At 59.6% G+C, this 12,159-nt stretch carries 9 protein-coding genes; 7 read left to right on the top strand and 2 right to left on the bottom strand.

The window, feature by feature from the left end:
• Nucleotide 1 precedes the first annotated feature (1 nt).
• The 4 genes from RFER_RS19110 to RFER_RS19095 are packed head-to-tail and all read left to right on the top strand — an operon-like array spanning nucleotide 2 to nucleotide 5,268.
• Nucleotides 2–3,331, top strand: coding sequence for an efflux RND transporter permease subunit (locus tag RFER_RS19110; protein WP_011466023.1), 3,330 nt, complete (start codon nucleotides 2–4; stop codon nucleotides 3,329–3,331).
• 33 nt (nucleotides 3,332–3,364) lie between these two features.
• Nucleotides 3,365–4,651 (top strand): NAD(P)/FAD-dependent oxidoreductase, encoded by a 1,287-nt coding sequence (locus tag RFER_RS19105; protein WP_011466022.1) that lies wholly within the window; start codon nucleotides 3,365–3,367, stop codon nucleotides 4,649–4,651.
• A gap of 47 nt (nucleotides 4,652–4,698) precedes the next feature.
• Nucleotides 4,699–4,923 (top strand): YgaP family membrane protein, encoded by a 225-nt coding sequence (locus tag RFER_RS19100; RefSeq protein WP_011466021.1) that lies wholly within the window; start codon nucleotides 4,699–4,701, stop codon nucleotides 4,921–4,923.
• Between the two features lie 54 nt (nucleotides 4,924–4,977).
• Nucleotides 4,978–5,268, top strand: a complete 291-nt coding sequence (locus RFER_RS19095) for a metal-sensing transcriptional repressor (RefSeq protein WP_011466020.1) — start codon at nucleotides 4,978–4,980, stop codon at nucleotides 5,266–5,268.
• An 83-nt stretch (nucleotides 5,269–5,351) separates the two neighbouring features.
• On the opposite strand, the gene mnmA is transcribed toward RFER_RS19095, so the two are convergent.
• The gene (mnmA, locus tag RFER_RS19090) at nucleotides 5,352–6,506 is read right to left on the bottom strand and encodes a tRNA 2-thiouridine(34) synthase MnmA (RefSeq protein ID WP_011466019.1); all 1,155 of its coding nucleotides are present in this window, start codon (nucleotides 6,504–6,506) and stop codon (nucleotides 5,352–5,354) included.
• Between the two features lie 52 nt (nucleotides 6,507–6,558).
• Entirely contained in the window at nucleotides 6,559–7,032 is a 474-nt protein-coding gene (locus RFER_RS19085; RefSeq protein ID WP_011466018.1) for an NUDIX hydrolase, read from the bottom strand.
• A 188-nt stretch (nucleotides 7,033–7,220) separates the two neighbouring features.
• On the opposite strand from RFER_RS19085, the gene RFER_RS19080 reads away from it, so the two are divergent.
• The 3 genes from RFER_RS19080 (at nucleotide 7,221) to RFER_RS19070 (ending at nucleotide 12,153) form a co-directional block, all read left to right on the top strand.
• Nucleotides 7,221–8,870 carry a Re/Si-specific NAD(P)(+) transhydrogenase subunit alpha gene (locus RFER_RS19080; protein WP_011466017.1) on the top strand — a complete coding sequence of 550 codons (1,650 nt, stop codon included), beginning with the start codon at nucleotides 7,221–7,223 and terminating at the stop codon, nucleotides 8,868–8,870.
• 15 nt (nucleotides 8,871–8,885) lie between these two features.
• Nucleotides 8,886–10,301 carry a Re/Si-specific NAD(P)(+) transhydrogenase subunit beta gene (pntB, locus tag RFER_RS19075; protein ID WP_011466016.1) on the top strand — a complete coding sequence of 472 codons (1,416 nt, stop codon included), beginning with the start codon at nucleotides 8,886–8,888 and terminating at the stop codon, nucleotides 10,299–10,301.
• Between the two features lie 178 nt (nucleotides 10,302–10,479).
• On the top strand, nucleotides 10,480–12,153 hold the full coding sequence (locus RFER_RS19070; RefSeq protein ID WP_011466015.1) for a long-chain-fatty-acid--CoA ligase: 1,674 nt from the start codon (nucleotides 10,480–10,482) through the stop codon (nucleotides 12,151–12,153).
• Nucleotides 12,154–12,159: the final 6 nt, after the last annotated feature.

Genomic DNA, 12,159 nt, shown 5'->3' with positions numbered 1-12,159 from the left:
GATGGCTATGAATCACAAACCCCCGATGGGCGTTTCCGGGCGCATGGCGGCGGCCTTTCAGGCCAATGCCCTCACGCCTTTGCTGGCGCTGGTCGCCTTGTTGCTGGGCTTGTTTGCGGTGTTGGTGACGCCGCGCGAAGAAGAGCCGCAGATCAATGTCACGATGGCCAACGTGCTGATTCCCTTTCCGGGCGCCAGCAGTGCCGATGTGCAGAACATGGTGGCGCGCCCGGCCGAGCAGGTGTTGAGCCAGATTGCCGGCATTGATCACACGTATTCGGTGGCACGACCCGGTCTGGCGATACTCACTGTGCAGTTCAAGGTGGGGGTGCCGCGCACCGAAGCGCTGGTACGTTTGTACGATGTACTCAACGCCAACCAGGACTGGCTGCCGCGCGACCTGGGTGCCCTGGCGCCGATTGTGAAACCCAAAGGGATTGACGATGTGCCGGTGCTGGGCGTGACTTTGTGGAGTCGCGAGGCCTTGCCGGCGTTTGAGCTGGAACGGGTGGCGCATGCCGTGGAGGCTGAAATAAAAAGCGTGCCAGGCACGCGTGAGGTGCATACCATCGGCGGGCCGGGCCGGGCCGTGCAGGTGTGGCTGGACCCGGTGCGCCTGCGCGAGCGCGGCGTTGACCTGCTCGCGCTCAAGGCATCGCTGGGGGCTTCCAATTTTGGGATGACGTCCGGCGCGGTGCTCGATACCACTGGCAAATCGGTGCAAATGCTCACGGTCGAGACCGGTGAGTTCTTGCGTTCTGAGCAAGACGTGGGTGACCTGGTGGTGGGTGTGAGCAAAGGTTTGCCGGTCTATTTGCGCGAGGTGGCACGTATTGAGACCGGTGCCCAGCTACCGCAACGCTATGTCTGGTTTACGCCGGGTGCCGGGACCTCGGCGACAGCGGCAGCGAAGCCGTCCACGGCAAGTAGTGCCTCCGCGTCTGCCGCGCTGCAAGCCGGCAGCGTCTACCCGGCGGTGACGATCAGCGTGACCAAAAAGCCCGGTGAAAACGCCGTCGATGTGTCGAGCGCCGTGCGTGATCGCATCGATGCCCTGCGCAACACGGTGATTCCGTCCAACATCGAGACCAGCATCACGCGGGACTATGGTGAAACCGCGGCCGAGAAGGCCAACAAGCTGATGCAAAAGCTGGCTTTTGCCACCGGCTCGGTCATCTTGCTGGTCGGCTTTGCCTTGGGTCGGCGCGAAGCGGTGATTGTGGGCGCTGCCGTGATTCTGACGCTGACGGCCACGCTCTTTGCCTCCTGGGCCTGGGGCTTCACGCTCAACCGCGTGTCGCTGTTTGCCTTGATTTTCTCGATCGGCATTCTGGTGGACGATGCCATTGTGGTGGTCGAGAACATTCACCGGCACCAGCAACTCTCGCCCGACGCCACTTTGAAAGACATCATTCCGCGCGCCGTTGATGAAGTCGGCGGCCCCACCATTCTGGCCACCCTGACGGTCATTGCCGCCTTGCTGCCGATGGCTTTTGTGTCGGGTTTGATGGGGCCCTACATGAGCCCGATCCCGATCAATTCGAGCTTGGGCATGGCAATTTCACTGGCCATTGCGTTCACGGTCACACCCTGGCTGGCGCTGAAATTGATGAAGCCGCATGGCCACGCTGGCGGTGCGCATGGCGGCGCCCAGGCCAAAGGACTGGGCCCCAAACTGCAGAAGCTGTTCAGCCGCGTGCTGGGCCCGTTCCTTGAAAGCGGGCGCAAGCGCTGGCTGCTGCTGGCCGGTATTCTGGTGGCGCTGCTGCTCTCTATTGGCCTGACTTTGGTGCAGTGGGTGGTGATGAAGATGCTGCCCTTTGACAACAAGAGCGAGTTTCAGGTGGTGGTGGAAATGCCGGCTGGCACCCCGCTGGAAAATACGGCCGCCACCTTGCATGAATTGGGCGCCTTTCTGGCACAACAGCCCGAGGTGCTGAACCTGCAGGCCTATGCCGGCACCGCCTCGCCGATTACCTTCAACGGGCTGGTGCGGCAATATTATTTCCGCTCGGACGCCGATCAGGGCGACCTGCAAGTGAACCTGGTCGACAAGCACCATCGCAGCGAAAAGAGCCACGTGATTGCACAACGCTTGCGGGCCGACCTGGAAAAAATTGGCATCAAGCACAACGCCCGCATCAAGGTGGTGGAAGTGCCGCCCGGTCCGCCGGTGATGTCACCCTTGGTGGCCGAGGTCTATGGTCCGGATGAGGCCGGACGCCAGCAACTGGCCGGTCGCCTGGCGCAAGCGTTTGCTGCCACGCCCGATATTGTGGGGATCGACACCTCGCTCAAGGAAAACGCGCCGCGGGCCTACCTGCGGGTGCGGCGCCAGCGTGCCGAGTCACTGGGCATCCCGGTGGCCGTCATTGCGCAAACAGCAGCCATGGCCTTGTCGGGGGTCGATGCGGCCTATCTGCACGATGGTCAGAGCAAATACCCGGTGCCGGTGCGCCTGCAATTGCCGCTGGAGTCCCAGGTCGGGCTCGACGCCTTGCTGGCGATGCCGCTGCGCGCCGCCAACGGCCAGATGGTGCCCCTAAGCGAACTGGTCCAGGTCGAGCGCGGCGTGATCGACAAGTCATTGTTCACCAAGGACCTCAAGGGCGTGAGTTACGTGTTCGGCGACATGGCGGGCAAGCTCGACTCGCCCTTGTACGGTCTGTTTGCCATTCGCAGCAAGCTGGCCACCGCCGCCTTGCCGGGCATGGGCGAGCTGGGTGAATACTGGATTCACCAGCCGTCTGATCCTTACCGCCAGTACGCCCTCAAGTGGGACGGCGAATCGCAAATCACTTATGAGACTTTCCGTGACATGGGCGCCGCCTATGGTGTCGGGCTGATCCTGATCTATTTGCTGGTGGTGGCGCAATTTCGCAGCTACCTGACGCCACTGGTCATCATGGCGCCGATTCCGCTCACCATCATTGGTGTGATGCCGGGCCACGCTTTGCTGGGCGCGCAGTTCACCGCGACTTCCATGATCGGCATGATCGCGCTGGCCGGCATCATCGTGCGCAATTCCATTTTGCTGGTTGACTTTATCGAGCTGCAAGTCGAGCACGGCATGGCGTTCAAGGCGGCGGTGGTCAACTCGGCCGCCGTGCGGGCGCAGCCGATTGCGTTAACGGGCCTGGCCGCCATGATCGGCGCCTTTTTCATTCTGGACGACCCGATTTTCAACGGCTTGGCCGTGTCCCTGATTTTTGGCATTCTGGTGTCCACCTTGCTCACGCTGGTGGTGATACCGGTTCTCTATTACGCCTTGTACCGCAAGCGTATGGAATCGCGCGCAGACGCGAATTCTTCTCTCGTGAACCCCGTGTAACTTAATTCAACCTATATCAGCAGGAGACAAACCATGGCTCATATCGTCATCATGGGTGCCGGCATCGGCGGCATGCCGGCCGCTTACGAAATGCGCGAAATGCTCGCCAAAGAGCATCGCGTCACCGTCGTGAATGCGACCGACTATTTTCAATTTGTTCCGAGCAACCCATGGCTCGCGGTGGGCTGGCGCAAGCGCGAGGACATCACCCTGCCGATTGCCCCCTATCTGCAACGCAAGGGTATTGGTTTCATCGGCAAGGCGGTGACCCAGATCGACCCATTGAGCAACCGGCTGACGCTGCTCGGGGGCGACACGCTGGACTATGACTACCTGGTGATCATGACCGGCCCCAAGCTGTCGTTCAGCGAGGTGCCGGGAGCCGGCCCCGTCAAATCCGGCGGGGGTGGCTTTACCCACTCGGTGTGCAGCGTCGACCATGCCCAGGAATTCTTTGCCGACTACCAGAAGTTTCTGGAGAACCCGGGCCCGGTGGTCATTGGTGCCATGCCAGGTGCCAGCTGCTTTGGCCCAGCCTATGAATTTGCCTTCATTCTCGACACCGATCTGCGCAAACGCAAGCTGCGAAACAAGGTGCCCATCACCTTTGTCACCAGTGAGCCCTATATCGGCCACCTGGGCCTGGGCGGTGTCGGTGACAGCAAGTCGATGCTGGAATCCGAGTTGCGCGGACGGGACATGAAGTGGATCACCAACGCCAAGACCAGCCGGGTGGAAGAAGGCAAGATGTTTGTCACGCAGCTCGATGACCTGGGCGCGGTCTACAAGGAGCATGAGGTTCCGTTCAAACTGTCCATGATGCTGCCCGCCTTCAAGGGGGTGGATGCGGTGGCCGCCGTGCCGAACCTGTGCAACCCGCGCGGTTTTGTGCTGATTGACGAGTTCCAGCGCAGCAAAGCCTATCGCAATATTTTCTCGGCTGGGGTCTGCGTGGCAATCCCTCCGGTGGAGGTCACACCGGTGCCGACAGGAACCCCGAAAACCGGCTACATGATCGAGAGCATGGTGACGGCCATCGTGCACAACATTGCCGACGAACTGGCTGGCAAGCCGGTCACCGCCAAGGGCACCTGGAACGCCATTTGCCTGGCCGATATGGGCGACACCGGGGCTGCCTTTGTGGCCTTGCCGCAGATCCCGCCGCGCAATGTGAACTGGTTCAAGATGGGCAAATGGGTGCACTTGGCCAAGATTGCGTACGAGAAATATTTCATGCGCAAGATCAAAAAAGGCACCTCCGAGCCGATCTATGAAAAATACATTCTGAAACTATTAGGCATCGTGCGGGTCAACAAGTAGCGGGTCGCGTTAGTTTTTTTCTTATTCTTAACTTCAGGAGTCTCACCATGACGGTTCAGCGTTACATCGTTATTTTTGCCGGTTTGTTCATCATGATTTCGTTGGCGCTGGGCGTCGAGGGCAGCCCCTTCTTTGTCAGCAAGTGGGCGCTGGCCTTCACCGCTTTTGTGGGTGCCAATCTGTTCCAGTCCGGCTTTACCAACTTTTGCCCCCTGGGCATCATTCTCAAGAAACTGGGCGTGCCCGAGTCAAAAATTGGCTGTGCCAACTAAGATTGGCAAAACCCGGTGGACCTTTCTCTTTTTCCATAACTCAAGGGACCAGCCATGACTGTTCTGACAGATGCCGATGCCCGCACGGAGGTTCTCAACCGCCTCCGGCGTGCTGAAGGCCAGATTCGCGGTGTTCAACGCATGATCGAAGAAGGGGAGAGTTGTCTCAAAATCGGCCAGCAGTTCTCAGCCGTGCGCAAGGCGCTCGACAGCACTTATTTGCGCATGACGATGTGCTTCATGGAGCAGGAGCTGGAAAACTGCCTGCAACCGGATGAGTCTCAGAAAGCGAACATGGAGACCATGCTGAAAGACATGGAAACTTTGCTGGCCCGCATGGGTTGATCTTGTTTATAAGCAAAATCAGGCTGTAGCCCCCGTGTTTATTGGGAGTGAAGCTATTAGTTTTATAGTTTAGCGGCGCCGGATCAGGCGGCAATCACGCCGCCGCCCAGGCACACCTCGTCGTCATACAGCACCGCAGACTGCCCGGGGGTCACGGCCCATTGGGGCTCGGGAAAGCTCAGGTGGAAGGCCGCACCAGCCCCCGCGGCCAGCGTGCACGGCGCATCAAGCTGACGGTAGCGGGTTTTGGCGCTGAACCGGCCCGCTTGCGGGGCCGTGCCGGCCACCCAACTGGCATCCTGCGCGCTCAGGCCGTGCGACTGCAACCACGGGTGCTCGTGACCTTGCACCACCCACAGCGTGTTGGTTGCCAGGTCTTTGCGCGCCACAAACCAGGGCGCGTGCTCGCCACCGCCACGTTGCGCGCCTTTGGCCTTGAGGCCGCCAATGCCCAAGCCCTGGCGCTGACCCAGGGTGTAAAAACTCAGGCCCACATGCTGGCCGATGGTGCGGCCTTTGTCATCCTTGATGGGGCCCGGCTCACGCGCAATGTAGCGATTCAAAAAATCACGAAACGGACGTTCGCCAATGAAACAAATGCCAGTGGAGTCCTTTTTCTTCGCGTTCGGCAGGCCAATCTCCAGCGCCAGGCGACGCACCTCGGTCTTGAGCAGTTCGCCCACGGGAAACAGGGTTTTCGACAACTGCGCCTGGTTCAGTCGATGCAAAAAATAGCTCTGGTCTTTGGACGGGTCCAGGCCCTTGAGCAACTCGAAGCGCCCATCGCTCATCTGTGCCTGCGCCGCGTCGAGCACGCGACCGTCGGCAGCCACGCAACGGACCCGGGCGTAGTGGCCGGTGGCGATTTTTTGCGCCCCCAAGCGCAGCGCGTGGTCCAGAAACGCCTTGAACTTGATCTCGGCATTGCACAGGATGTCCGGATTCGGTGTGCGTCCGGCCTGGTACTCGCGTAAAAATTCGGCAAACACCCGGTCTTTGTATTCGGCGGCAAAGTTGACGTGCTCAATCTCGATGCCGATCACATCCGCCACGGCGGCCGCATCGATAAAGTCAACGTTGGAGGAGCAGTATTCACTGTCATCGTCATCCTCCCAGTTTTTCATGAAGATGCCAATGACCTCGTAGCCCTGCTGCTTGAGCAGCCAGGCGGTCACGGCCGAGTCCACGCCTCCGCTCAATCCCACCACCACGCGTTGCCCACTGTGTCGCTTGTTCATAGGGGTTAGATTATCCCTGCCCACCGGCAAGGAGCGCTGCTTAGGGGGAATCTCAGCCGGCGATGCTGGCGTCGGCCACGACCAGTTGCAGCGGGTAGCGTTTGCCGGCCAGATAGTCTTCGATGCAGCACAGCACCATCGGGCTGCGAAGACGCGCGGTGCTGGCCCGGATTTCTTCCAGCGTCATCCAGAGCGTGCGCACAATGCCGACATCGAGCTTGCGCGTTGGGTCAGGGGCACCGAGCTCGCCACAAAAGGCGAAGCGCAGGTAGGTGATGGCTTCAGCATTGCTTTGTGGCTGACGCGACAGGTAGACCCCCACCAGGGCCCTGGGTGAAAAAGCGTAGCTGGTTTCTTCCAGCGTTTCACGTGTGCAGGCTTGCGCCGGGGTTTCGCCGCAGTCCAGGTGCCCGGCCGGGTTGTTCAGGCGCAGGCCATCCAAGGTGTGTTCTTCGACCAGCAGAAAGCGCCCGTCGTGCTCAATGACGGCGGCGACGGTGACGTTGGGTTTCCAGCGAGTAGTCATGGCGGGATTCTGCCGTACGCCTCAAAGGTCGGTGTAGAAACTGCCAAGTCATTGATGCAAGTCATGGTTTGCCGGGGCGGTAATGGGGGCAAATTAAGTTAAGCTCTTGGGCGCAGCGCTTGCCGCGGCTCATGCCGCCGGACCGGCGCCGAACACGTAGTTGAAAAATCCAATTGAGGAGTCGCTTTATGCAAACTGGCGTACCTAATGAGACGGTATCGGGCATCGCCCCGGCGGCCGTTACCCCCCAATCACCGCAACGCATTGGTGTGCCACGCGAAGTTTTTCCTGGTGAAAAACGGGTGGCCACCGTGCCTGAGGCGGTTGAAAAACTGATCAAACTCGGGTTCGTCGTCGCTGTTGAATCGGGCGCGGGCGATGCGGCCAACTGCAGCGACGAGGTTTACCGCGCCGCTGGTGCAGAAGTCATCACCGGGGCCGCCGCACTCTGGGCGGCGTCAGATATTGTGTTCAAGGTGCGTGGCCCTACCACCGAAGAAGTCGGCCTGATGCATGAAGGCCAGGCCCTGGTCAGTTTCATCTGGCCGGCGCAAAACCCTGAACTGATGCAGCAACTCGCCGCCAAGAAGGTGACCGTACTGGCCATCGACGCGCTGCCGCGCACGCTGAGCCGCGCCCAGAAGATGGATGCGTTGACCTCCCAAGCCGGTGTCGCCGGCTACCGCGCCGTCATTGAGGCGGCCAACGCTTTTGGCCGCTTCTTCAGCGGTCAGATCACGGCTGCGGGCAAGGTGCCGCCAGCCAAGGTCTTTATTGCGGGTGCTGGTGTTGCCGGACTGGCGGCAATTGGCACCGCAGCCAGCCTGGGTGCCATCGTTCGTGCCAATGACACCCGTGCTGAAGTGGCCGACCAGGTCGTGTCGCTGGGTGGTGAATTCGTCAAGGTCGATTATGTAGAAGAGGGCTCTGGTGGTGGCGGCTACGCCAAGGTCATGAGCGAGGGCTTCCAGCAAGCCCAGCGTGAGATGTACGCCAAGCAGGCCAAAGATGCAGACATCATCATCACCACCGCGCTGATCCCTGGCAGGCCAGCGCCCAAGCTCATCACCGCCGAGATGGTCAAGAGCATGAAGCCCGGCAGCGTGATCGTCGACATGGCCGCCGAGCAAGGCGGCAACTGCGAACTGACCGAGCCCGGCCAGGCGGTGGTCAAGCACGGCGTGACCATCGTCGGCTACACCGACCTGGTCTCGCGCCTGGCCAAGCAGTCGTCAACACTATATGCCACCAACCTGTTTCGCCTCACCGAGGAGCTGTGCAAGACCAAGGACGGCATCATCAACGTCAACATGGAAGACGAGGCCATCCGCGGTCTGACTGTCACCAAAGACGGCAACATCACCTGGCCAGCACCGGCGCCCAAGGTGGCGGCAACGCCACCAGCGGCGGCCAAACCGGCGGCTGCTCCCGTGGCCAAAAAAGGCAAGGGCCATGGTGAGCCCAGTGCCCCCATGCCTGCGGGCAAACTGGCCGTGATGTTCGCCGTGGTTGCGGTGTTGTTCTGGCTGATCGGCCACAGCGCGCCCAAGGAGTTCATGTCGCACTTCACGGTGTTTGTATTGGCCTGCTTTGTCGGCTACATGGTGGTGTGGAATGTGAAACCCGCTCTGCACACGCCGCTGATGAGCGTGACCAACGCCATTTCCAGCATCATTGCGATTGGCGCGCTGGTGCAAATCTCACCGTTGATGGATGCGGCTGAGCGGCCCAACGGCATGATCACCTGGATCGCGACAGTGGCCATTGCATTGACCGCCATCAATATGTTCGGCGGTTTTGCCGTCACCCAGCGCATGCTGGCCATGTTCCGTAAATAAGAAGGGGAGCCACGCATGAATTCGAGTTTGGCCACGGTCGCCTACATTGGCGCGACCATTTTGTTCATTCTGAGCCTGGGCGGTCTGTCCAACCAGGAAAGCTCTCGCCGAGGTAATCTGTTCGGCATGATCGGCATGGCTATTGCCGTGCTGGCCACGGTGTTTGGGCCGCAAGTAACCGGTGGTGGCTACGCCTGGATCGTTGGCGCGATGGTCATTGGCGGCAGCATCGGTTTGTATTTGGCGCGCAGCGTGCAAATGACGCAAATGCCCGAGTTGGTGGCCTTCATGCACAGCATGGTGGGCTTGGCGGCGGTGCTGGTGGGTTTTGCAACTTTTGTGGACCCTACAGCCACCAAAGGCTTCGAGGGTGCCGCCAAAACCATTCACGAGCTTGAAATTTACATCGGCATCCTCATCGGTGCGGTCACCTTGTCGGGCTCGGTCATTGCTTTTGGCAAATTGTCGGGGCGCATCAGCGGCAACCCAGTGTTGTTGCCGGGTCGTCACTGGATGAATCTGGCAGGTTTGCTGGTGGTGATTTATTTTGGTGGCGTGTTCATGGGCGCTCACACGGTTCAAGATGGCATGACCCCGATTGTGGTCATGACCGTGATCGCCCTGCTCTTTGGTGTGCACATGGTGATGGCCATTGGCGGCGCCGACATGCCGGTGGTGGTGTCCATGCTCAACAGCTATTCCGGCTGGGCGGCAGCGGCCACCGGTTTCATGCTGTCCAATGACTTGCTGATTGTGGTGGGTGCGTTGGTGGGTTCCAGCGGCGCGATTCTCTCGTACATCATGTGCAATGCCATGAACCGCAGCTTCATCAGCGTGATTGCGGGTGGCTTTGGTACCACCAGTGCCAAACCTGCAGCAGCAGGGGGAGCCGAGCCGGCCGGTGAAGTGACGCCGATCAGTGCTATCGAAACCGCTGAACTGCTGCGTGAGGCCAAAAGCGTCGTCATTGTTCCCGGCTACGGCATGGCGGTGGCGCAGGCTCAGCATACGGTGTATGAAATTACCAAGCATCTGCGTGAAAAGGGTGTCAATGTGCGTTTTGGTATTCACCCGGTCGCCGGTCGTATGCCAGGCCACATGAACGTGTTGTTGGCTGAAGCCAAAGTGCCCTATGACATCGTGTTCGAAATGGATGAACTCAACGACGACTTCCCCAAGACCGATGTGGTCATGGTGATTGGCGCCAACGACATCGTCAACCCCGGCGCCCAGGACGACCCGACCAGCCCGATTGCCGGCATGCCGGTGCTCGAAGTCTGGAAGGCCAAGACCTCCATCGTCATGAAGCGCAGCATGGCATCAGGCTACGCCGGCGTGGACAACCCGCTGTTCTACAAAGAGAACAACCGCATGTTGTTTGGCGATGCCAAGAAGATGTTGGATGAAGTCCTGATTGCATTGATGTCCTGAAACGTTGTTGGACGGAGCGTGCGCAAAGTGGCCTCGCTCTTCTCCCGATCAATCAAGGTGGGCCAGCTCTGTCAGCTGAGCCCACTTTTTCCTTTGTAGATTAGGGGAAACACCCTCACGTTATCAAGGGTGTTCACGCGAGAATGAGCCCTTTTGTCAACCTTGAGGAAACATCACAATGACCGACCGTATTTGGCTTAGCAGCTACCCCGATGGCGTTCCCGCTGATATTGATCCGGGCAAGTACTCGTCGATTGTGAAGATGATGGAGGAGAGCTTCAAGAAGTACGCCGACCGGACCGCCTACAGTTTCATGGGCAAGACGCAGAGTTACAAACAGGTCGATAGCCTGAGTCTTGCGTTTGGGGTTTACCTGCAAGGTTTGGGGCTGGTCAAAGGCGACCGGGTTGCAGTGATGATGCCCAATGTGCTGCAGTATCCGGTGGCGGTGGCCGGCATTTTTCGTGCCGGCTATATCCTAGTGAATGTCAATCCGCTGTACACCGCGCGTGAGCTGGAGCACCAACTCAAGGATTCGGGCGCCAAGGCCATTGTCATTCTGGAAAATTTTGCTTCGGTTCTGGAAAAATGTGTTGCTGCGACGCCGGTCAAGCACGTGGTGTTGTGCGCGATGGGTGACCAGTTGGGCCTCCTCAAAGGCGCACTGGTCAATTATGTCGTGCGCAACAAGAAAAAACTGGTGCCCGCGTTCTCGCTGCCAGGCGCCGTGCGCTTCAATGCCGCCGTTGCCAAGGGCAGTGCGGGGACGCTCAAAAAAATAACGCTCAAGCCCGACGATGTGGCGGTGCTGCAATACACCGGCGGTACTACCGGCGTCTCCAAGGGCGCGGTGCTGCTCCATCGCAACCTGGTGGCCAACTTGTTGCAGGTGGAGGCCTGGAATGAACCGGCGCTGAAGAAGATTCCGGCCAACGAGCAGTTGACGTCGGTCTGCGCCTTGCCGCTGTACCACATCTTTGCCTTCACGGTGGGCATGATGCTGTCGATGCGCCTGGGCGGCAAGCTGATTCTGATTCCGAATCCGCGCGACCTGGTGGCCACGCTGGCTGAATTGGCCAAACACAAAATCCATGTGTTTCCGGCGGTCAACACCTTGTTCAATGGCCTGGCCAATCATCCCGATTTCAACAAGGTGGACTGGCGTGGTCTGGTGGTGTCCGCAGGCGGCGGCACGGCGGTCCAAAGTGCGGTGGCCAAGCTCTGGTTCGAGAAAACCGGCTGCGCCATTGCCGAGGGCTACGGTCTGAGCGAGACCTCGCCGGTGGCCACGTCGAACCCGGTCACCGTCACCGAGTACTCGGGCACGATTGGTGTTCCGATTTCAAGCACTTATCTGAGACTGCTCGATGACGATGGCAAGGAAGTGCCGATCGGTCAATCCGGCGAGATTGCCATCAAGGGCCCCCAGGTGATGGCCGGCTATTGGCAGCGCCCGGATGAGACCGCCAACGTCATGACTGCCGATGGGTATTTCAAGTCCGGCGACATCGGCGTGATGGATGAGCGCGGTTACTTCAAAATTGTGGACCGCAAGAAGGACATGATTCTGGTCAGCGGCTTCAACGTCTTCCCCACCGAGTTGGAGGACGTGGTGTCCCAACTCAAGGGGGTTATGGAGTGTGCTTGCGTCGGTGTGCCGGACGCCAAGTCCGGTGAGGCTGTCAAGCTGGTGATTGTCAAGAAAGACCCGAGCTTGACCGAAGCGCAGGTGCGGGCCTACTGCAAAGAAAATCTAACCGGCTACAAGCAACCCAAGGTGATTGAGTTCCGCGCCGAATTGCCAAAAACTCCGGTCGGCAAGATTTTGCGGCGAGAGTTGAGAGATAAGTAAAGTAGC

This window comes from Rhodoferax ferrireducens T118 (genome assembly GCF_000013605.1).
Lineage (GTDB): Bacteria > Pseudomonadota > Gammaproteobacteria > Burkholderiales > Burkholderiaceae_C > Rhodoferax > Rhodoferax ferrireducens.
Note: the sequence above shows the minus strand (reverse complement) of the source record. Positions and strands in the feature narration are given on the sequence as shown.

Bases quoted from the DNA above. Each gene is read 5' to 3' on its own strand.
- RFER_RS19085 (WP_011466018.1), bottom strand. From the start codon at position 7,032: ATGACTACTCGCTGGAAACCCAACGTCACCGTCGCCGCCGTCATTGAG.
- RFER_RS19100 (WP_011466021.1), top strand. From the start codon at position 4,699: ATGACGGTTCAGCGTTACATCGTTATTTTTGCCGGTTTGTTCATCATG.
- RFER_RS19080 (WP_011466017.1), top strand. From the start codon at position 7,221: ATGCAAACTGGCGTACCTAATGAGACGGTATCGGGCATCGCCCCGGCG.
- RFER_RS19105 (WP_011466022.1), top strand. From the start codon at position 3,365: ATGGCTCATATCGTCATCATGGGTGCCGGCATCGGCGGCATGCCGGCC.
- pntB (WP_011466016.1), top strand. From the start codon at position 8,886: ATGAATTCGAGTTTGGCCACGGTCGCCTACATTGGCGCGACCATTTTG.
- RFER_RS19070 (WP_011466015.1), top strand. From the start codon at position 10,480: ATGACCGACCGTATTTGGCTTAGCAGCTACCCCGATGGCGTTCCCGCT.
- mnmA (WP_011466019.1), bottom strand. From the start codon at position 6,506: ATGAACAAGCGACACAGTGGGCAACGCGTGGTGGTGGGATTGAGCGGA.
- RFER_RS19110 (WP_011466023.1), top strand. From the start codon at position 2: ATGGCTATGAATCACAAACCCCCGATGGGCGTTTCCGGGCGCATGGCG.
- RFER_RS19095 (WP_011466020.1), top strand. From the start codon at position 4,978: ATGACTGTTCTGACAGATGCCGATGCCCGCACGGAGGTTCTCAACCGC.